Source organism: Shinella yambaruensis, from assembly GCF_050859155.1.
Taxonomy (GTDB): domain Bacteria; phylum Pseudomonadota; class Alphaproteobacteria; order Rhizobiales; family Rhizobiaceae; genus Shinella; species Shinella yambaruensis.
Window position 1 is genome coordinate 2,344,026 of the sequence record NZ_CP150638.1, and the last position, 19,402, is coordinate 2,363,427.

Consider the following 19,402-nt stretch of genomic DNA (forward strand, 5'->3'; position numbering starts at 1 on the left):
AAGCAATGGCGATTACTGGTCTCGGCCCTCACGGCGAGCGGGCATCGGCACCCGAGCGGGTGCTGCTGCTGCCGGAAGACATGGCGCGCGCACGGGCAAGCGGCTTCCGTGTCGCGATCGTGCTCCACACGCTTGCCAGCGACTGGGCCAAACAGCAGCTCTCCGGCATTGTCGGCATGCTCGGAAATTGCGGGGTCGCGGTCATCGACGTGGTCGATTGCGCCTTCACGCCGGAGGTGCAGATCGAGGCGCTGGAGCGGCTGATCGGCGAGGCGCCGAACGCCATCATCTCGCTGCCCGTCGCCAATTCCAAAGTGGCAGCGGCGCATGCGCGCGTCGCGGCGGCCGGCATAAAGCTCGTCCTGCTCGACAACGTGCCGACCGGCCTTCTTCCGGGCAAGGATTATATCTCGCTCGTCTCGGCGGACAATTTCGGGCTCGGCAAGATTGCGGCGGAAGGATTGTCGCCTCATCTGCCTGATGGTGCGGAGGTTGGCGTACTCGGTTATGACGCCGACTTCTTTGCAACGAACGAGCGCGAAATCGCCTTCGTCAAGTGGATGCAGATCAACCGTCCGGATGTGACGCTGCGTATGCGGCGGTTCCCTGCCCTTTCAGAAGTCGCCAAGACCACGCGAAACCTTGCCGAAGCCCATCCCGGACTTGCCGGCCTCTTCGTCGTCTGGGACACGCCGGCAATGACCGCTGCCCAGGTTCTCGAAACGATGGGCCGCAGGATTTCGATGGCGACGGTGGACCTTGGCCAGGAGGCTGCAATCGGACTCGCCGCCAGTGAACCGCTCGTTGCCATCGCCGCCCAGCAACCCTTCCGCCAGGGCGAGACCGCCGCTTCCATAGTCGTGACCGCTCTCCTCGGCCGGCTAGCCCCCGCCTGGGTCGCGCTGCCCGGCCTTGCCGTCACGGCGCGCAATGTCGTGGAATGTTTCCAGACCGTCTGGCGCATGCCGGCGCCGCGCGAAGTGCTGCGCAAGCTCAGCCTCGTCGGCCCGGAAAAATAGCCCCGCTCTTGAAAGGATTCGAACGATCGGCGCGATCTTGAACTAAGTTTGGGGCCATACAACATCCAGCCCTGCCCTCCGAAATAACACGGCCTGCGCCAGCATCACGAAATGCGCGTTGGGCGCCGCGAGCATGATGATCTGGATGATTTCGAGCGGGGTGATGCCGCCCGAAAGCAGTTGCTGCGGCGCATCATCATCAGCAGGAGCGCGAACCAAGGCATAGAGCCGGCGACAGTAGCAAGAAAGATGCCGAGGCAGGTCATGGCGAAGATGTCGAGCGCCGCTCGGCAAGGAACAGGACCAGCGAGCCGTTGACGACACGGCGAGCACGCCTCCCACGACGAAGACCAGGCTGAAGGCGGACGCCGCCAGCAAGATAAGGCCCATCGACCAGACCTTGCTCACCATGATCTCGAAGGCGGTTACCGGCATCACCAGCAGGTGCTCGATGGTGCCGTGCTCGCGCTCGCGGATGAGCGCCGCGCCGGTGAGGACGATCGACAGCATGGTGATCGAGGTGATGACGTTGCTTATCGCGCCGAACCATCCCTTGTCGAGCTCCGGGTTGAAGCGGGCGCGCAGGTTGAGGGAGACTGGCAGAGCGGTTTACGAGCGGTGGCCGGCAGGGAACTCGCCGACATCAACCGATACGATCGACTGAACATAGCCGCTGCCGGTGAAGGCCTGCGACATGCGCGCGGGTAGACGCCGTGCCGATGCGCGGACCGCGCCATGTCGCCGCCGAGAACCTCGATGCGGCCCTCATGGATCCTTCGCGCGCCGGCTATCAGCGAAAGCAGGCTGGACTTGCCCACGCCGTCGGACCCGATGAGGCCCACCATGCAGCCGGCCGGTATGTCCAGCGTGACGGCGTCGAGCGCCCGCGCCTTGCCGTAGGAAAGGCCGGCATTTTCCAGCCGGGCCACCGGGCACGGGGTCATTGCAGCAGGGTTCCCTGCAAGGGCGGCCGGCCATTCGGCCTGCGGATCGAGCCGGATATAGGCGACGCCGGGCAGCCCCGTCTTCACCTGCTGGATATATTTGCGCAGCAACTGCGCCTCCGCCTGCCGGCGGCGGCCGGCGAGCTCGGCCGTATCCATGCGGGCGAGCACGTCGCCCGCCTTCACGAGGTCGCTGTCATTGACGAGGATGTTCTTGATCCGCCCGGCGATTTCGCCGAGACATCGATTTCGACGGCCTCGATGCGTCCGTTGCCGCTTGCCAGCCCTTCCGGCAGCGCTCCATTTCCGACGTGCCGCCAAGCATAGAACCCGCCGACAGTAAGGACCGCAATCAGGAGAACGCCAAGCCAGAGGCGTCTAGCGGTGATCATGATGATACCCCTGTCTTGGCCGGCGGGCCGGCGAGAGATCCGTTACATTCATTGCCCGTCTCCGGTGATGCGGTCACAGCCGTCATTTCCTTCCGTCCTGAAGTCCTAAAATGAAAATCAGAACTCGGCCGCGACGACCTTGATCCGCGTCAATGCGACAGGGCGACGGGCGGCGTTTTCTGGGATGCCTGCCGGATCGAGCCGATCAGGCGAAGCAAGGCCGGGCGCGGCAGCGCGCCGACGAGCGACTTTTCGGCGGGAAGCACCGCCGCCCCTCCGCCCCGCCGTTCTGGGCGCGCGAGGAAGACCGGGGCGACGGCAATGAGGACGATTATTCAACGCACAGGAGATCAATCATGGCCGAAGCTGCCACCAAAATGCCCGTCACGAAGACGACCGCCCCTGCCAAGCGCGACGAGCGCCGTCCACTGGAAAGCCTGCGGCGTGACATCGACCAGCTTTTCGAGAGCTTCCGTCCCTTCGACTGGCGCCTGCCGTCGAGCGTCTTCGGCTTCGAATTGCCGCGCATGTCCCGCGAGGAATGGCAGGTGCTGCCCGCCATGGACCTCGTAGAGAAGAACGATGCCTACGAGATCACGGCCGAGCTTCCCGGCATCGACGAGAAGAACGTGGAGATCAAGCTCTCCAATCACACGCTGACGATCAAGGGCGAAAAGCAGGAGGAAAAAGAAGAAAAGCAGAAGGACTACTATCTCTCCGAGCGCCGCTACGGCTCGTTCCAGCGCAGTTTCCAGCTTCCCGACGGGGTGGACACCGACAAGATCGACGCCGCCTTCGCCAAGGGCGTGCTGACCGTCAAGCTGCCCAAGACCGCCGAGGCAAAGCAGGCGGAAAAGACCATCGCAGTCAAAGCTGCATAATCATTGCGACCATCACCGGTGCGCCCGGCCGGCGCACCGGGATTTTCCAGGAGACCCCCATGAGCGGCACATCGATCACCAATTTCACCCAGGCCGCGCAATGGGTCAACGAACTCGCCGAGGATCTCGGCTGGACGCAGCCGCGGGCCTATCACCTGCTGCGGTGCGTGCTGCATGGAATGATCGAGACCTTGTGGACGGGATCGGTCTTCGAAAGCGAGGCGGCGGCGAGCGCGTGGCCCATCTCGTGATAGGCGACGCGCTCGCGCTCCTCGGCCCGAAGCAGCCGGCCGCGCCGCTCGGCGCCGGCGACGATGCGCTCCACCGCCTCGGTGAAATCGGCCATGGTCACCTCGTCCGCGTTGCGGCGGGTGGCGAAGATCGCCGCCTCGTTGACGAGATTGGCAAGGTCCGCGCCGGTGAAGCCCGGCGTGATGCCGGCGATGTCGCCGACATCCAGCCCCGGCGCGGTCCGCACCTGCCTCATGTGCACCCTGAGGATCGCCTCGCGGCCCTTGCGATCCGGCCGGTCGAGCACGACCTGGCGGTCGAAGCGGCCGGCCCGCGTCAGCGCCGGATCGAGAATTTCCGGCCGGTTGGTCGCCGCCAGGAGGACGATGCCGACGCGCGGATCGAATCCGTCGAGTTCGGAGAGCAACTGGTTGAGCGTCTGCTCCTTCTCGTCGCCGCCGCCATAGCCGCTGAACGGCATGCGCGCCCGGCCGAGCGCATCGAGTTCATCGATGAAGATGATGCACGGGGCCGCCTTGCGCGCCTGCTCGAAGAGGTCGCGCACCCGCGCCGCCCCGACCCCGACGAACATCTCGACGAATTCCGAACCGGAGATCGAGAAGAACGGCACGCCGGCTTCGCCCGCGACCGCGCGGGCCATCAGTGTCTTGCCGGTGCCGGGCGGGCCGACGAGCAGGATGCCCTTGGGAATGCGCGCCCCGAGGCGGCCGTATTTGTCCTTGTCCCTCAGGAAGGACACGATCTCCATCAGCTCCAGCTTCGCCTCGTCGACCCCCGCGACGTCCTCGAAGCTCACGCCGGTCTCGCGCTCGACATAGACCTTCGCCTTGGACTTGCCGATATTGATGAGCCCACCCATGCCCTGCCGCTCGGCGAAACCGCGAAAGAGGAACATCCACACGCCGAAGAAGAGCAGCACCGGCAGGACCCAGGACAGGATCGTGGTGAGCCAGTTGCTGTCGCTGCCGCCCGTCACCTGAACGCCCGCCTTCTCGAAGGCCGCCGCCGCGTCCGGATCGACGCGGGTGGACAGGAACAGGCTCTTGCCGTCGACCGGCGCCTTGAAGCGGCCCTGCACCATGGTTTCCGTTATGGTGACCGACGCCACCTTCCCCTCGCCCACCATCTGCATCAGCTCGGTATGGGAAAGCTGGGCGACGTCCCGCCAGGCAAGCCATGTCTGGAATGCGCCGAGCAGAAAGAGCGCCAAAAGGAAGTATCCGACATTGAACGTCTGTTTCCGGTCCATATCGCGCCGCTCCTGTTCGAGTATCGCCTATCTTACTTCCTTTCATGTCCGGGCGGCTGTATCCTTGACGCTGGTCAAATCTCCCCTCCCGATGGCGCCCGGGCTGGCGTCCCGTTAGGAAAACCATGCCGGCGCGCGATCTACCCGGATTGCAAGGGCGCTTCCTCCAGGCGATCTTTTCACGCCGCTTCGAGGGAGGCGTCGGATATGGGTTGGCGCTGGTGTTGGTGGCATCAGTTTTCGCTTTTCGCTGGCTGCTTCAGGGCATATTCGGGAATACTGCGACATTCATCCTTTTCATTCCCGTCATCCTCGTTGCTGCCATCGCCGGCGGCATGGGGCCTGGCCTTTTGGCACTGGCCCTTTCCCTTGTCAGCGCGACCTATGTGGCCGGCCCCAACGGAACAATCTGGCTGCAGGTCACAGTCTTCGCGCTCGTCGGGCTGGCGATTACGTGGATGGGCGAGATGCTGCACCACGCGCGCAGGGCCATAGACAGAACCGAAAGCGCGCTCAGGGCGCGGGAGGCGCATCTCCGCTCGATCCTCGACACCGTGCCCGACGCGACGGTCGTCATCGACGAACAGGCGCGCATCACCTCTTTCAGCGCCGCCGCCGTGCGGCAGTTCGGCTATACCGAGGCTGAGGTGCTCGGCCGAAACGTCGATATCCTCATGCCGGAACCCTATCATCGCGAGCACGACGGATATATCGAGCGCTACGTTAGAACGGGCGAGAAGCGCATCATCGGGGTGGACCGCGTGGTCGTGGGCCTTCGTCGGGACGGCTCGACCTTTCCGATGAAGCTCGCGGTCGGGGAGGTGCAATCTTCGAATGGCCGTTTCTTCACGGGCTTCATTCGCGACCTGACCGAACGCGAGGAGTCCGAGGCGCGGCTGCAGGAAATCCAGAACGAACTGGCGCGTCTCGCGCGGCTCAACGAACTGGGAGAAATGGCCTCCACGCTCGCGCACGAACTCAACCAGCCGCTGGCGGCCATCGCAAACTATTCCCAGGGCTGTGTCCGGCTGCTGGACGGCATGACGGAGGAACCGGCCGCCCAGATGCGGGAGGCGCTGGAAGAGACCGCAAAGCAATCATTGCGCGCCGGTGAAATCATCCGCCACCTTCGCGAGTTCGTCACGCGCGGTGAGACGGAAAAAGCGCCGCATGACATGTGCAAGCTGATCGAGGAAGCCGGTGCGCTCGCCCTTGTCGGGTCAAGGGAACTCGGCGTCCGGTCGGTTTTCGCCTTTTCGCCGAATACCAAAGCGGTGCTTGTCGACCGCGTCCAGATTCAGCAGGTTCTCATCAATCTGATGCGCAACGCCATGGAAGCCATGCGGGACGCCGGGCGCCGGGAACTGATCGTGCGCACCCTGCCGGATGGCCCCGATCAGGTGGTCGTTGAAGTCGAAGATACGGGGCCAGGCATTTCCGACGAGATCGCTGCCCGCCTGTTCCAGCCTTTCGTCACCAGCAAGGCGAGCGGCATGGGTATAGGGCTGTCCATATCCAAGCGTATCGTGGAGGCCCATCGGGGCGAGATATCGGCGCGGCGCAACGAGAGCGGCGGAACGACGTTCCGGTTCTCCTTGCCGGTTGCCGGACAGGGGGCGGACTATGAAACCTGATAGCTATGTCGTGCATATTGTCGACGACGAAGAGCCGGTGCGCAAATCGCTGGCCTTCCTTCTCACCATGTCGGGTTTTACAGTGCGCGTGCACGAATCCGCCACTCATTTCCTCGCCGTCGCGCCGACACTCGCCCATGCCTGTCTGGTGACTGACCTGCGTATGCCGGATATGAGCGGCATCGAGTTGCTGGAGAGGCTCGGCGCGATCAGAGCCCTCCCCCCGGCAATCGTGATCACTGGGCACGGCGACGTGCCGATGGCAGTGTCAGCCATGAAGGCAGGCGCGATCGACTTCATCGAGAAGCCGTTTGAGGACCGAACCCTGATCGACGCAATCATTCGGGCCGCCAGCCGATTGGAAGACACGGTCGAGGTTTCCGGCGATACCGGGGCGTTGCGGGCGCGCCTGGACAGCCTTTCGGATCGAGAGCGCGAAGTTCTCTCCGCCGTCGTCTCCGGCCTGCCCAACAAGACGATCGCTTACGATCTCGACATCAGCCCGCGCACGGTGGAGGTCCACCGCGCCAACATCATGTCGAAGATGCAGGCAAAAAGCCTTGCCGAACTCGTCCGAATGGCCATCGCCCTCAAGGTCGCCAGCACCTGTCATTGAGGCCCCCGCCAACGGCGCGGGCAAGCCGCTACGCATTTTCCCCTACGGACATGACCGAATTTCGTTTCGCAGGATTTGCGCGATGATCTCCCATCGACTTCGGGGAGAAGATCATGACCGTTCATGACGAGATTCTGACATCGTTTCATCGCAGGGCCGCATTCGATCCGGGGATGGCCGATCGCCGGCAGGCCGGCGACGCGCCGACATTCTTTGCCGCCGGCGCGGAAATCTATGCGCAGGGCGAAAAGTGCGGCAGCCTCTATACCGTGGAGTTCGGCGCCGTGCGGGTCTATCGGCTGCTGGCGGACGGACGCCGCCAGATTTCCGCCTTTCACCTCGCCGGCGAGATGTTCGGGTTCGAGACGGACGCCACGCATCATTTCTTTGCCGAGGCCATAAGCGCGACCGGCATAAGGATACAACACACCACGCTCCTCCACGGCGACTTTGCCAGCGCGCTGCTGCCCATGGCCCTGCAGAGCCTTGTGCGGGCGCAGGAACACCTGCTCGTACTCGGCCGGCAGAACGCGACGGAACGCGTCGCGGCCTTCCTGCTCGACATGTCGGAGCGCCAGGGCGGCCTGCGGCGCATCGATCTGCAGATGGCCCGCGCCGATATCGGCGACTATCTCGGGCTCAGTATCGAGACCGTCTCTCGCGTGTTCTCCCGGCTTCGCCAGAAGGGCATCATCCGATTGCCGAACCTGCGCGGCGTCGAGATCGTCAGACCGCAGGCACTGGAGGACCTCGCCGCCTGACCCGGCGACGCAAAGCAGTTCATTCAACGGCCGGTCCCGACATCGAAGGGCGACGGCCAGCAAGGAGAACCACGATGATCCTACCGAATGGCGCAATGGTTGCCGTCGTCGACGGGCATAATTTGCTTCTCTTCAGGAACATGACCCACGAACCCGGCATTGAGCTCTCCGCGCTGCCTGCCCCCGCGCTGACGAAGGGACATAGCGGCTCCGGCGTGCGTCACAGGAACAGCATCGCGAACCCCGACAAGGCGCATCTTCTGGAAGACGATTTCGCCGCCACGGTTTGCGCCGTGCTCAACCGGGCGGCTGTCGCCAGCGAGATCACCGAGCTACTCATCATCGCGGACGCACGAACCCTTGGGGAAATGCGACAGCACTTTCACCGGAGCCTGAAGGAACGACTGCTTGGCGAAATCGTCAAGGACATGACCGGACGCTCCAGAACGGAGATCGAGGCTGCTATTCGAACGGCGTGAGCGCCTTCGAGCCCGGCTCCTCGTAGACATCGCTCAATGTGGCAACCGGTTTCCATAGCCCCCTACAATCAGGATCTCGAACTCGCGGTCGTCGACCGCGACGGAACGCATACGCTGGTCTTTCCCTGCCGGCGCACGTTGGTCGGATGGGTGAAATCGGGTACGCGCGAACGCGTTGACGTGTCCCCCACCCATTGGCGCCCCTGGGACGCCGAGAAGCCTCCTGGCGTCAGGTAGGCGAGAGAGGGCCAAAAACATGCCGCTTTTGACGCGGGTCAACGCCTCCCGATCTTTCGCATCAGAGAACAGGCTCAGGGCGGGGATGGTGCCCGCCGGAAGAACGAGGTGAAAGTCATGAATGACAGCACATTGAGACAGGATATCCTGGACGAACTCGACTTCGAACCCAGCATCGACGCCGCCGATATCGGCGTGGCGGTGGAGAACGGCATCATCACGCTGAGCGGCAGGGTCGACTGGCAATATCAGCGGATCGCGGCCGCCGATGCGGTGCGTGATCTCGCAGGCGTCGTCGGCGTGACGAACAAGATCGAGATCGAGCATCACGTCTCGGCGCTCGACGTCAAGAAGCGGATCGAGGATGCGCTGAAACGCAATGCGGAGGTCGAAGCGCAGGCAATCAAAGTCGCCGTTCTCGATGGCGGCAAGGTGCGCCTGGACGGCCGGGTCCATGCGTGGTCCGAACGGCGTGCCGCCGAACAGGCTGCCTGGGCCGCCGCCGGCGTCCATGCGGTCGAAGACCACATTTCCGTCGGATGATGTGACACGATTGACGACAGCCGACGAGGCGGAAGCAATGCTTCCGCCTCACATTTTGCTGGAGGTCAGCGATGAAGGCGATGATCCTGGAAAGACCGAGAACAAGGCTTGTCCTGGTTGAACGTCCCGATCCGATCCCTGGGTCGGGCGAAATAAGGCTGAGGGTCGAGGCCTGCGCGGTGTGCCGCACGGATCTCCACGTCGTCGACGGCGAGCTGGAACATCCGAAGCTGCCGCTTGTGCCGGGACACGAGATCGTCGGCATCGTCGAGGCCGTCGGCCCCGGTGTCGATGCCTCGCGGCTCGGCCGGCGCGTCGGCGTGCCCTGGCTCGGTCATACATGCGGCGCCTGTCCCTATTGCCGTTCCGGTGCGGAGAACCTTTGCGACGCACCGCTCTTCACCGGCTACACGCGTGACGGCGGCTTCGCCTCGCATGTGGTGGCGGATGCCGGCTTCGCCTTCGATCTCGACCCCGACGCCGATCCGGTTGCGCTGGCCCCGCTCCTCTGCGCCGGGCTGATCGGCTGGCGGGCCTTGACGAAAGCGGGCGAGGGAAAGCGCATCGGGCTCTATGGCTTCGGCGCGGCGGCCCATATCATCGCGCAGGTCTGCGTCTGGCAGGGGCGCGAGGTCTATGCCTTCACCCGGCCGGGCGACGGGGATGCGCAGCAATTTGCGCTCGGTCTCGGCGCCGTCTGGGCCGGCGGTTCGCAGGAGGTGCCGCCCGCCCCGCTCGATGCCGCCCTCATCTTCGCGCCCGTCGGCGAACTCGTGCCGGCGGCGTTGCGCGCGGTCCGCAAGGCGGGCCGTGTCGTTTGCGGCGGCATTCACATGAGCGACATCCCGCCCATGCCCTATGCGGTCCTGTGGGAGGAACGGGAGCTTGTCTCCGTGGCCAACCTGACGCGACGCGATGCGGAGACGTTCTTTCCGGTGGCACGCGCCGCGGGCGTACGCACGCACACCACGGCCTATCCCCTCGCCGCGGCGAACGAGGCCCTCGCCGACCTCCGGGCAGGCCGCCTCAACGGCGCGGCGGTGCTGGTTCCCTGAGGCGGCGGCCCGGTCAGGCGGCGCGGGCGCCGAGCGCTCGCATCCTCGCGAGCCATTTTTTGCGCGTGGCGCCGCTTGCGCCTTCCACCATGCCGAACAGCGTCTCCCGAACCGGGCTGATGCCGACGAAGTTCAGGATGTTGCGGCGCATGCCCGCGACGCCGTGGCCGAGATACCAGAGCCGGTAGAAGAAGGCGGGCATGCCCATGGTCACGACCACGCGCGCGGACCGGTCGTCGAGCAACGTCGTCGCGAAGCCGCCCTTGCCCGCCTCGGGATAGGCGAAAGCCACGCCGGGGCGCATCACGTGTTCGAGAAAACCTTTCAGCAGGGCGGGCATGGTGCCGAGCCAGAGCGGAAAGACGAAGACGATATGCTCGGCGTCCCGGATCGCCTGCGCGGCATCCTCCAGCGTCACCGGCATCGGCCGTTTCGTGAACTCCTCCGTCGTGCGCAGCAAGGGGAAGTCGAGCGTCGCGATATCGATAAGCCGGACCTCGTGCCCGGCGGAACGGGCGCCCTCGGCATAGCTCGCGGCAAGCGCCCTGCACAGCCGTTCCGGTTTGGGATCGGGATGGCCGACGATGATGAGGATACGACGCGGCATGGGCGATCTCCTAGTGAACCACCATCAAACCCTTTTGCCGCACCGGTGCCTTGACGCGGGTCAAACGCGACGCCTTCCTCGCCTGCGGCGGCGCTCGCGCGCGAAGAACCAGTGTTTTGCCGCTTCCGAGGCTGCCAGATAGGCAAGCGTGATCGCGATCAGGCCGCCGACGACCGGCAGCGGCAGGACGACGAAACCGAACCAGTTCGCGCCCGGCAGATAGGGGATCGCAACGGCGAACACGGCGACGGCCAGCGTCAGCCAGGAAAGCAGCGCGCTCGGATGGCTGCGCCAGAAGGCCGCGCGCGTCCGCACGACGAGCACGATGGCCAACTCCGTGATGAGGGATTCGACGAACCACCCCGTCTGGAATGCCGAGGCGGTCGCTCCGGCGACAAGGAGCAGGAAGGCGAAAGTCATCACGTCGAAGAATGAGCTGACCAACCCGAACGTCACCATGAAGCGGCGTACGAAGGCGATGTCCCATCGGCGCGGCGTTCGGACCTGGTCAGCGTCGACATTGTCGGTGGCGATGGCCAGCGAGGGCACGTCCGACAGGAAGTTGTTGAGCAATATCTGTGGCGCCAGCAATGGCAGGAAGGGCAAGGCCAACGAGGCTAAGGCCATCGAGATCATGTTTCCGAAATTCGCGCTGGTAGTGATGGAAATGTATTTCATCGTGTTGGCGAAGGTTTTCCGTCCGTCGTCGATCCCGCGCAGCAGCACGCCGAGGTCGCGCTGGAGCAGGATCATGTCGGCCGCCTCGCGCGCCACGTCCACCGCACCCTCAACGGAAATGCCGACATCGGCCTCGTGCAGCGCCGGCGCATCGTTGATGCCGTCGCCGAGATAGCCGACGACATGGCCGTGCTTGCGCAGCGCCGCGATAATGCGCTCCTTCTGGTTCGGGTCGATCTCCGCGAAGATGTCGTTCTGCGTAACGCGGCGCACGAGCGCCTCCTTCGTCAGTCGGCTCACCTCGGTTCCTGTGAGGACGCGGCGGTGCGGCAGGTCCACGGTTTCGGCAAGATGGGCAGCGACATAACGATTATCGCCCGTGATGATCTTCACCTTGATGCCGCGGGCGGCCAGCGCATGCAGCGTTTCCGTCATGCCCAGCTTCGGCGGATCGAAGAACAGCAGGAAGCCGGCAAGGGCAAGATCGGCCTCGTCCTCCCGGCGATACGCATCCTGTCGCGCGAAGCGGCGCACGGCGAGTCCTAGGACGCGATACCCCTGTCCGCTCCAGGCCTGCACCTTCTCGTCTATCTTCGCGGCCGCCGCCGCATCGAGCGGCGCCGGTGCACCGTCTTCGGCAAGGACGGAGGAACAGGCCGCAACCACAGTCTGCACCGCGCCCTTGCAGATCATCAGGTCCTCCCGTTCGCCCGCCCGGCGGACGACCACCGAGAGCCGCTTGCGGATGAAGTCGTAGGGTATCTCGTCCACCTTGGCATAGGCGGCAATGTCGTCCCGCTCGTCCCTTCCGGAGGCGATGGCCTCGTCAAGTGGGTTCGCCATGCCGGTCTGCAGCGTGGCATTGAGAAACGCCCAGAGCTGCACCTGCGGCGCATCGGTCCCGGCGACGTCGAGGCAGGCATCGAGGTGGATGACACCCTCGGTCAGGGTGCCGGTCTTGTCCGTGCACAGGAGGTCCATGCTGCCGAGGTTCTCGATGGCGTCGAGCCGGCGCACGATGACACCGTTCGCGGCCATGGTGCGGGCGCCGCGCGCCAGCGTCACGCTGATGATCGCCGGCAGCAGCTCCGGCGTCAGCCCCACGGCGAGCGCCAGGGAAAACAACAGCGAATCCACCGCCGGGCGATGCAGCAGGAGATTGGCGAAGAAGACGAGGATGACGATGACCAGCATGATCTCCGTCATGAGATAGCCGAAGCGGCGGATGCCGCGCGCAAAGTCCGTTTCCGGCGCGACGTGGACGATGGTCGCGGCGATGGAGGCGAACTCGGTCGCACCGCCCGTTTTCACGACCGCCATCGTCGCCGTGCCGCTGCGCACGGAGGTGCCGGTGAAGGCCGTATTTGTCCGCTGGCTAAGGCGGGCCTCCGGCGTGCAGATGCCCGCCGTCTTGATCACCGGGAAGGTCTCGCCGGTCAGCGCCGCCTCGCTGACGTTGAAGTCGCGCGTCTCCAGGAGGATACCGTCGGCCGGGACGAGGTTTCCCGCCGAAAGCCGGACGATGTCGCCCGGCACGATCTCCTCGACGGGAAGCAGGGTTTCCCGCCCGTCGCGCAGCACGAGGGCCTTGCGGGCGATGCGGGCGGTGAGCGCCTGCATTGCGCGGGAGGCGCCATATTCCTGCGTGAAGGAGAGAACGCAGCTCGCCAGCACGATGACGCCGATGATGACCGCCTCGCTGCCCTCGCCAACGATCCCCGAGACGATGGCAGCGAAGATGAGGATAAGGACGAGCGGGCTGCGGAACTGCCGCGCGAAGGCCGCAAGCGCCGAACCATCGTGCCCCGCCCGGATCGTATTGGCCCCGACGCGGGCGAGGCGGGCCCGCGCGGCCTCGCTCGAAAGCCCGGTTGTGCGGGTATCCAGCCGGGCAAGGAGAGCCGCAGCAGGAATGGACCAATAGGCCGGCACAGAATCCACGGCCTGCGGCGACGACATTTCCGGCTGCATTTTCGTGTCTCCACCCGCGCCCGCCCGTTCCAGATCCGTCAGTTGGACATGAAGCGATTGAGCCGGATCGCGTCGAGCAGCGATCGGGTCATGCCGCCGAACGCCCACTCCCTGAGGCGGCTGTGCCCATAAGCGCCGGATACGACGAGATCGGCGTCGTGCCGATCGACGAGTTCGATCAGGCTGTCGTTTTCCCGACCGCTTTCAACGGTTTCACTGCGTGCGGTCACCCCGTGAGCAGCCAGGAAGGATACCACGTCGCCCAAGCTCTCGCGCGCCCACTGATCGATGGTTGGAGCCACCGTCGCAACCACGACGTCATCGGCAGCCTGCAACAACGGCATGGCGTCGGCGACCGCCCGCCGTGCCTCCCGCGTGTCTTTCCAGGCGACAACGATCTTCCGGCCAACGCGGTGGTCCGTATCGTTCCCGACGACCAGGAGAGGCCGGCCCAGTTGCAGCACCGCGCTGCCCGGATCGACCCAGCGCGCCGTATCCTTCGTCACCGCGCCGTCGGCAGCCCCAGTGACGACAATGTCGGCGATCCTTGCCGTTTGGGCCAGCGCATAGGTCGGTCTTTCCTGCGCGACGCGCCAGTCGGTCGCGACAGCACCGGCAACCAGCGCCTCAAACTCCTTGCGCAGGTCCTTGAAACGACGCTCGTCGTCATCGCGCATCTGCCGCCACACCTCCGCGGCCAGCTCCGCGCCTTCCGGCCCCGTGACCGGAAGGTAGGCATCGGCCGCGCAGAAGCCGGTCAGCCTGGCGTTCCACCGTTGAGCCAACTCGCTTGCTGCCCTCACGATCGGAACGATCGGCCCTTCGATATCCAGATTAACAAGAATGGATTTGTAGCTCACTGGACTGTCCTCCTTGTTGAGAAGATAGTCGTTTGGGTGGAAGACACCTTGACGCGGGGCAAACGCGACCGTGCCGATGGCTTATGCATGCGCCGGCTCTATCCACGTCCCGCGCAGTCCCGCGACGATCTCCACGGCATCTTCGAGCCGTCCGATCGCCGCCGGCTTACCGGCAGCGCGGGCAAATTCGATCCACCAGCAGCGATGCGAGTTGTTCGGCCGGCATCTCGTCCAGCCAGCCGCGCAGCTCGCCCACCATGTCGTAGCCGACGATCGAGGCGTCGACACGCCGGTCGAGCAGCCAGTCGCGCCCCTCCGGCAGGGCCAGGGTCTCGGCCAGCAACTCGCCGAAGAGGTGCACGGTGACGCCGCGCTCGCGCAGCGCATCGACGAAGACGTCGTGCTCCTGCCGGGCGCGCTTGACCCAAAGCACGTCGTCGAACAGCAGCGCCTTGCAATTTTCGGGGGTGAGGCGGCGGAGGCTGAGATCGGGACGATGCACGATCACCTCGCGCAGCCGGCCGACTTCGGAATGGGCGCCAAGAGCAGCCATGACGGTTCCTTTCGACGGGCAGGTTCAAAGGGCGCTGACGGCACCGGTCCACATGGCGTAGGCGGCATAGAGCCCCACGGCGACGAGCGCAGCGGCAAGGGCGGCCTCCACCGGGTGGAAGACGCGTTCCCCATTCTCGCGCCGCGCCCAGACGAAGAAGACGATGCCGGGCGCATAGAGGACGGCGCACATGAAGAGGTAGGAGAGGCCCGCCGCATAGACGAGCCAGAGGCCGTAGACCGTCGCCAGGAGGCCGATCAGCATCGGACCGTTGCGGCTCTCGCCCTCGCGATAGCCCTCGCCGGTGATCGCGAGCTTCGCGGCATAGGCGCCGGAGAAGATGTAGGGCACGAGGATCGCGGCCGAGGCGATGAAGAACAGCGCCTGATAGGTGCTCTGGGCGAACAGCGTGATGACGAGGAAGGCCTGCACCAGGAGATTGGTGATGAGCAGCGACGTCGCCGGCACGCCGCGCGCATTCTCATGGCCGAAGAATTTCGGCATGGTGCCGTCCCGTCCGGCGACATGCGGGACTTCGGCGGCAAGCAGCGTCCAGCTCAGGAAGGCGCCGATGACGGAAACGACGAGCGCCAGATTGATGAGCACGGCGCCCCACGGCCCGACCACGGCTTCCAGCACGCCCGCCATGGACGGATTCTTCAGCGCGGCGAGCTCCGGCTGGCTCAGGATGCCGACGGACAGCAGCGAGACCAGCGCATAGAGCGCAAGGCAGGTGAAGAAGCCGAGCACGGTGGCCGTGGCGATATCCTTGCGCCGCTCGGCCCGCGCCGAGAAGACGCTCGCGCCCTCGATGCCGATGAACACCCACAGCGTCACCAGCATGGTGCTCTTCACCTGGTTCATGATCGAGCCGAGATCGGCATTGCCGAGGCCGGTGAAATCGGCATTGAAGACATCCACCTTGAAGGCGACCGCGACGATGCCGGCGAACAGCACGATGGGCGCGACCTTGGCGACGGTGACGACCAGGTTGACGACCGCCGCCTGGCGAACGCCGGCCAGGATGAGGAAATGGATCACCCAGAGGAGGACCGAGGCGCCGAGCACCGCCTGCCAGGTGTTGCCGTCGCCGAAGGCGGGGACGAAATAGGACAGCGCGCTGAAGACGACCACGGCATAGGACACGTTGCCGACCCAGGCGCTGATCCAGTAGCCCCAGGCGCTGTTGAAGCCGATGAAGGGCCCGAACCCCGCCTTGGCATAGGCATAGGGACCGGCATCCAGGTCCGGCTTGCGGGTCGCAAGCGACTGGTAGACGAAGACCAGCGCCAGCATGCCGACCGCGGTGATGGCCCAGCCGATCATGATGGCAAGCGGCCCGGCCCCGGCAGCCATGTTCTGCGGCAGGCTGAAGACGCCGGAACCGATCATCGAGCCGATGACCAGGGCGGTCAGCGCTCCCAGGCGCAGCTTGGCCTGCCTGGCCGTCGAGGCGGACGTCGGGGAAGTGGAATGAACATCTGCGGCAGTCATGGCTACGTCTCCCGGAGTTCTTAAACATTGAAAAAGACTGCGCGCCATTGCCGCTCTTCGCCTTGACCGGCGTCAAAGCCCATCACGAATGCAAGGCTCATTCTCTCCTGCGTTCAAACTTCGAACCCCGCATAGGAGATTGAGATGAAGGCTCTCGTTTACGAAGGTCCGGGACGGAAGTCCCTCATGGAACGGCCGCTGCCCACGATCGCGGCGGCGACCGACGCCATCGTCAAGGTGACGCGCACAACGATCTGCGGAACCGACCTGCACATCCTCAAGGGCGACGTGCCGACCTGTACGCCCGGCCGTATCCTGGGTCACGAAGGCGTGGGCATCGTTGAAGAGACGGGCGCCGGCGTGACCCAGTTCGCCAAAGGCGACCGCGTCCTGATCTCCTGCATTTCCTCCTGCGGCAAGTGTGAATATTGCCGGCGCGGCATGTATTCCCATTGCACGACCGGCGGCTGGATTCTCGGCAATACGATCGACGGGACACAGGCCGAATATGTCCGCATCCCTCATGCCGACACCAGCCTCTATCCGATCCCCGACGGCGCGGACGAGGAAGCGCTGGTCATGCTGAGCGACATCCTGCCCACCGGCTTCGAATGCGGCGTGCTGAACGGGAAGGTGCAGCCCGGAAGCACGGTGGCCATCGTCGGCGCCGGCCCGATCGGGCTTGCGGCGCTGCTGACGGCACAGTTCTACTCCCCCGCCGAGATCATCATGATCGACCTCGACGACAACCGGCTTGCGTGGCCAGCCGCTTCGGTGCGACGCAAACGGTCCGGGCGAGCGGCGGCGACGCGGCACGCCAGCTCCTGGCCTTGACCGGCGGCAAGGGCGTCGACACCGCGATCGAGGCCGTCGGCATCCCGATCACCTTCGAGCTTTGCCAGGAGATCGTCGCGCCTGGCGGCGTCATCGCCAATATCGGCGTGCATGGCGTCAAGGCCGATCTGCATCTGGAGAAACTGTGGTCGCAGAACATCGCCATCACCACGCGGCTGGTGGACACGGTCACGACGCCGATGCTGCTGAAGACCGTGCAGGCGGGCAAGATCGACCCGAAGAAGCTGATCACCCATCGGTTCAGCCTCGATCGGATCGGCGAAGCCTACGAGACCTTCTCCCGCGCGGCCGATACGCATGCCCTCAAGGTCATCATAGAAACCGGCAGCGCGCTGACGATCCCGGCCGAGGCGATGGCAAACGACTTTCTGGACACCGCTCTCATGACCCATACGGGGCTCATGTTGCATGTGCGCGCGGTCAAGCCGGAGGACGAGCCGCTTCTGGCGGAATTCTTCCGACATGTAACGCCCGAGGACCTGCGCTTCCGGTTTCTTGGCGGTGTCCGTGAAGTGAGCCACGAGCGCTTGCTTGCCATGACGAAGGTAGACCATGTCACCACGGAGCACTTCCTCGCCTTCTCCGGCGGCAGCGACGCGATTATCGCAGCGGCGCTCGTGGCCTGCGACCCGTCGATGACGAAGGCAGAGGTGGCGATCTCCGTGCGCGCCGACGACAAACACAAGGGCGTCGGCTGGGAAATGCTGCGCCATGTCGCCCGCTACGCGCAGGCCCATGGCGTCAAGACGCTGGAATCGCTGGAAAGCCGAGAGAACCACGAAGCCATCGAACTCGAACAGGAGCAAGGGTTCGTGGCGGTTCCCTACCCCGACGATCCGACCTTGGTCCTCATCCGCAAGGATCTTCGCTCAACCTGATATCGTTGCTACTGTCCGCGCCTCGTCAAAGCACGAACTCCTGATCGAGGCGCGGCACGACGCTCGGCCATCCAAGCTCGCGCACAATGCGGATGCGCAACGCCTCCGACGCTTCCGGCTCGCCATGGACGATGAAGATGTTGCGCGGCGGGCGCGGGCAGGCGGAGAGCCAGCGCATCAGTTCGTCGGCATCGGCATGGGCCGAGAGCATGTCGAGATGCGCCACCTCCGCGTTGACCGGCACCCAGGCCCCATGGATCTTCAGCTCCTTGGCGCCGGCCTGAAGCGAGCGCCCCTCGTGCCGGCGGCCTGGAAGCCGGCAAGCAGGATCGTGTTGCGCGCGTCAGGGGCAAAGGCTTTCAGATGATGCAGCACACGGCCGCCCGTCGCCATCCCGGATGCGGAGATCACGATCTTCGGAATAGGGCTCGTGCTGATCGCCTTCGAGGCCTCGACGTCGTCGGTGTAGCGCGCGATGCCACACACCGCTTTGCAGGTTTCAAGATCGAGCCGATGGTCTTTGAGGTGCTCGTCCATCAGCCCCGTCGCATTGATGGCCATGGGCTGTCGAGGAACAGGGGAACGTCGCCAAGAAACCCCGCCTGTTTCAGTTTCCAGAAATAGTAGAGCAATTCCTGCGCCCGGCCGACGGCGAAGGCCGGCACGACAACCGTGCCGCCGCGTCTGATCGTCCGCTCGACGATTGCCCGCAAGGCATCGGCCGGATCGGTCTTGTCGTGGATGCGGTCGCCTTATGTGGATTCGATCAGGATATAGTCCGCCTCTACCGGGCGAGCGGGGTCCGGCATCAGCGGATCGCCGTAACGGCCGATATCGCCGGAAAAGACGATCCGCTTGCCACCCCATTCCAACTCCACCCATGCCGCGCCAAGTATATGACCGGCGCGGTGGAAACGGAACCATGCTCCATTGGAAAGCCGCACCGTCCGGCCGAATTCGGCGGTCGAGAAGTGCTCCACGGCATTTTGCGCGTCATGGACGGTGTAGAGTGGGAGAGCCGGCTTATGGCGGGAGAGCTTGTGTCGATTGAGGAATTCCGCGTCCTTTTCCTGCAGATGGCCGCTGTCCATGAGGATCAGCTCCGCCACATCGCGGGTGGCGCGCGTCGCATAGACCTTGCCCCGGTAGCCCTCGCGCACCAGACGCGGCAAATACCCGCTATGATCAAGATGCGCATGCGTCAGGATCACCGCGTCGATATCGCGTGATGAGACCGGCAGGGGCGTCCAATTAAGGTCGCGCAGGTTTTTCAGGCCCTGGAAGAGACCGCAATCGATCAGGATGCGATAGTCGCCGAGGCAGAGCAGATGCTTCGAGCCGGTGACGGTTCCGGCTCCACCGAGCGATTTCAATGACAGCATGGTTCCCTCCCCCTCGCGGACCGCCTTGCCCACGTCCATGCAATCCGGTTTGCTCCGGAAAG

Annotated in this window: 17 protein-coding genes and 4 pseudogenes; 10 read left to right on the top strand and 11 right to left on the bottom strand. The window is 64.8% G+C overall.

The features are described from left to right. The first annotated feature begins 5 nt into the window (after positions 1–5). Positions 6–1,019, top strand: a complete 1,014-nt coding sequence (locus WMC41_RS11530; protein WP_244769424.1) for a substrate-binding domain-containing protein — start codon at positions 6–8, stop codon at positions 1,017–1,019. Positions 1,020–1,067: 48 nt separating this feature from the next. Here WMC41_RS11530 and WMC41_RS11535 read toward each other — a convergent pair. Together WMC41_RS11535 and WMC41_RS11540 are read right to left on the bottom strand one after the other, a co-directional pair. Next, positions 1,068–1,718: pseudogene (locus WMC41_RS11535) on the bottom strand (ABC transporter permease); the annotation flags it as partial. Beyond that, positions 1,703–1,963: pseudogene (locus tag WMC41_RS11540) on the bottom strand (ATP-binding cassette domain-containing protein); the annotation flags it as partial. The pseudogenes WMC41_RS11535 and WMC41_RS11540, both read right to left, overlap by 16 nt. Positions 1,964–2,711: 748 nt before the next feature. Between WMC41_RS11540 and WMC41_RS11545 the strand changes: the two are divergent. Next, the gene (locus WMC41_RS11545) at positions 2,712–3,236 is read left to right on the top strand and encodes an Hsp20/alpha crystallin family protein (protein WP_245083420.1); all 525 of its coding nucleotides are present in this window, start codon (positions 2,712–2,714) and stop codon (positions 3,234–3,236) included. Between the two features lie 175 nt (positions 3,237–3,411). Here the strand turns inward: WMC41_RS11545 and WMC41_RS11550 are convergent. Continuing rightward, positions 3,412–4,737 (bottom strand): annotated as a pseudogene (locus WMC41_RS11550) (ATP-dependent metallopeptidase FtsH/Yme1/Tma family protein); the annotation flags it as partial. 125 nt (positions 4,738–4,862) lie between these two features. On the opposite strand from WMC41_RS11550, the gene WMC41_RS11555 reads away from it, so the two are divergent. The 6 genes from WMC41_RS11555 to WMC41_RS11580 all read left to right on the top strand — a co-directional run bounded on the left by WMC41_RS11555 (position 4,863) and on the right by WMC41_RS11580 (position 10,062). Continuing rightward, positions 4,863–6,371: a PAS domain S-box protein gene (locus WMC41_RS11555; RefSeq protein ID WP_432343267.1), complete on the top strand. Its 1,509-nt coding sequence runs from the start codon at positions 4,863–4,865 to the stop codon at positions 6,369–6,371. Beyond that, on the top strand, positions 6,361–6,987 hold the full coding sequence (fixJ, locus tag WMC41_RS11560; RefSeq protein WP_432343269.1) for a response regulator FixJ: 627 nt from the start codon (positions 6,361–6,363) through the stop codon (positions 6,985–6,987). Before WMC41_RS11555 ends, fixJ begins: the two co-directional genes overlap by 11 nt. Positions 6,988–7,160: 173 nt before the next feature. Beyond that, positions 7,161–7,748 (top strand): helix-turn-helix domain-containing protein, encoded by a 588-nt coding sequence (locus WMC41_RS11565; RefSeq protein ID WP_432348325.1) that lies wholly within the window; start codon positions 7,161–7,163, stop codon positions 7,746–7,748. 74 nt (positions 7,749–7,822) lie between these two features. Continuing rightward, on the top strand, positions 7,823–8,227 hold the full coding sequence (locus tag WMC41_RS11570; protein WP_245083412.1) for a host attachment protein: 405 nt from the start codon (positions 7,823–7,825) through the stop codon (positions 8,225–8,227). A 354-nt stretch (positions 8,228–8,581) separates the two neighbouring features. Continuing rightward, complete coding sequence (locus WMC41_RS11575) at positions 8,582–9,007, top strand: BON domain-containing protein (protein WP_432343272.1); 426 nt, start codon at positions 8,582–8,584, stop codon at positions 9,005–9,007. 71 nt (positions 9,008–9,078) lie between these two features. After that, the gene (locus WMC41_RS11580; RefSeq protein ID WP_245083403.1) at positions 9,079–10,062 is read left to right on the top strand and encodes a zinc-dependent alcohol dehydrogenase family protein; all 984 of its coding nucleotides are present in this window, start codon (positions 9,079–9,081) and stop codon (positions 10,060–10,062) included. Between the two features lie 13 nt (positions 10,063–10,075). On the opposite strand, the gene WMC41_RS11585 is transcribed toward WMC41_RS11580, so the two are convergent. From WMC41_RS11585 to arcD, 5 genes are all read right to left on the bottom strand, one after another. Further along, positions 10,076–10,669, bottom strand: coding sequence for an NAD(P)H-dependent oxidoreductase (locus tag WMC41_RS11585; protein WP_245083401.1), 594 nt, complete (start codon positions 10,667–10,669; stop codon positions 10,076–10,078). A 60-nt stretch (positions 10,670–10,729) separates the two neighbouring features. Next, a complete protein-coding gene (gene mgtA, locus WMC41_RS11590) occupies positions 10,730–13,318 on the bottom strand; it encodes a magnesium-translocating P-type ATPase (RefSeq protein ID WP_432343276.1) in 2,589 nt (862 codons plus the stop codon). 38 nt (positions 13,319–13,356) lie between these two features. Further along, complete coding sequence (locus tag WMC41_RS11595) at positions 13,357–14,178, bottom strand: universal stress protein (RefSeq protein WP_245083395.1); 822 nt, start codon at positions 14,176–14,178, stop codon at positions 13,357–13,359. Between the two features lie 166 nt (positions 14,179–14,344). Then, positions 14,345–14,731 carry an arginine deiminase family protein gene (locus tag WMC41_RS11600; RefSeq protein ID WP_432343278.1) on the bottom strand — a complete coding sequence of 129 codons (387 nt, stop codon included), beginning with the start codon at positions 14,729–14,731 and terminating at the stop codon, positions 14,345–14,347. 24 nt (positions 14,732–14,755) lie between these two features. Further along, positions 14,756–16,225: an arginine-ornithine antiporter gene (arcD, locus tag WMC41_RS11605; RefSeq protein WP_263195040.1), complete on the bottom strand. Its 1,470-nt coding sequence runs from the start codon at positions 16,223–16,225 to the stop codon at positions 14,756–14,758. Between the two features lie 144 nt (positions 16,226–16,369). On the opposite strand from arcD, the pseudogene WMC41_RS11610 reads away from it, so the two are divergent. Next, positions 16,370–17,400, top strand: a pseudogene (locus WMC41_RS11610) (zinc-dependent alcohol dehydrogenase family protein); the annotation flags it as partial. Positions 17,401–17,616: 216 nt separating this feature from the next. Next, entirely contained in the window at positions 17,617–17,958 is a 342-nt protein-coding gene (locus WMC41_RS11615; RefSeq protein ID WP_432348326.1) for a GNAT family N-acetyltransferase, read from the top strand. 25 nt (positions 17,959–17,983) lie between these two features. Here the strand turns inward: WMC41_RS11615 and WMC41_RS11620 are convergent, their stop codons facing one another. The 3 genes from WMC41_RS11620 to WMC41_RS11630 form a co-directional block, all read right to left on the bottom strand. Next, positions 17,984–18,202 carry an MBL fold metallo-hydrolase RNA specificity domain-containing protein gene (locus WMC41_RS11620; protein ID WP_432343281.1) on the bottom strand — a complete coding sequence of 73 codons (219 nt, stop codon included), beginning with the start codon at positions 18,200–18,202 and terminating at the stop codon, positions 17,984–17,986. Positions 18,203–18,219: 17 nt separating this feature from the next. Beyond that, positions 18,220–18,519, bottom strand: coding sequence for a hypothetical protein (locus WMC41_RS11625; protein WP_425314245.1), 300 nt, complete (start codon positions 18,517–18,519; stop codon positions 18,220–18,222). A 191-nt stretch (positions 18,520–18,710) separates the two neighbouring features. Continuing rightward, entirely contained in the window at positions 18,711–19,379 is a 669-nt protein-coding gene (locus WMC41_RS11630; RefSeq protein WP_432343285.1) for an MBL fold metallo-hydrolase, read from the bottom strand. Positions 19,380–19,402: the final 23 nt, after the last annotated feature.

What these genes read in the sequence shown, in the direction of transcription:
- WMC41_RS11530 (WP_244769424.1), top strand. Translation starts at nt 6, where the DNA reads ATGGCGATTACTGGTCTCGGCCCTCACGGCGAGCGGGCATCGGCACCC.
- WMC41_RS11545 (WP_245083420.1), top strand. Translation starts at nt 2,712, where the DNA reads ATGGCCGAAGCTGCCACCAAAATGCCCGTCACGAAGACGACCGCCCCT.
- WMC41_RS11555 (WP_432343267.1), top strand. Translation starts at nt 4,863, where the DNA reads ATGCCGGCGCGCGATCTACCCGGATTGCAAGGGCGCTTCCTCCAGGCG.
- fixJ (WP_432343269.1), top strand. Translation starts at nt 6,361, where the DNA reads ATGAAACCTGATAGCTATGTCGTGCATATTGTCGACGACGAAGAGCCG.
- WMC41_RS11565 (WP_432348325.1), top strand. Translation starts at nt 7,161, where the DNA reads ATGGCCGATCGCCGGCAGGCCGGCGACGCGCCGACATTCTTTGCCGCC.
- WMC41_RS11570 (WP_245083412.1), top strand. Translation starts at nt 7,823, where the DNA reads ATGATCCTACCGAATGGCGCAATGGTTGCCGTCGTCGACGGGCATAAT.
- WMC41_RS11575 (WP_432343272.1), top strand. Translation starts at nt 8,582, where the DNA reads ATGAATGACAGCACATTGAGACAGGATATCCTGGACGAACTCGACTTC.
- WMC41_RS11580 (WP_245083403.1), top strand. Translation starts at nt 9,079, where the DNA reads ATGAAGGCGATGATCCTGGAAAGACCGAGAACAAGGCTTGTCCTGGTT.
- WMC41_RS11585 (WP_245083401.1), bottom strand. Translation starts at nt 10,669, where the DNA reads ATGCCGCGTCGTATCCTCATCATCGTCGGCCATCCCGATCCCAAACCG.
- mgtA (WP_432343276.1), bottom strand. Translation starts at nt 13,318, where the DNA reads ATGCAGCCGGAAATGTCGTCGCCGCAGGCCGTGGATTCTGTGCCGGCC.
- WMC41_RS11600 (WP_432343278.1), bottom strand. Translation starts at nt 14,731, where the DNA reads ATGGCTGCTCTTGGCGCCCATTCCGAAGTCGGCCGGCTGCGCGAGGTG.
- arcD (WP_263195040.1), bottom strand. Translation starts at nt 16,225, where the DNA reads ATGACTGCCGCAGATGTTCATTCCACTTCCCCGACGTCCGCCTCGACG.
- WMC41_RS11615 (WP_432348326.1), top strand. Translation starts at nt 17,617, where the DNA reads ATGACGAAGGTAGACCATGTCACCACGGAGCACTTCCTCGCCTTCTCC.
- WMC41_RS11625 (WP_425314245.1), bottom strand. Translation starts at nt 18,519, where the DNA reads ATGGCCATCAATGCGACGGGGCTGATGGACGAGCACCTCAAAGACCAT.
- WMC41_RS11630 (WP_432343285.1), bottom strand. Translation starts at nt 19,379, where the DNA reads ATGGACGTGGGCAAGGCGGTCCGCGAGGGGGAGGGAACCATGCTGTCA.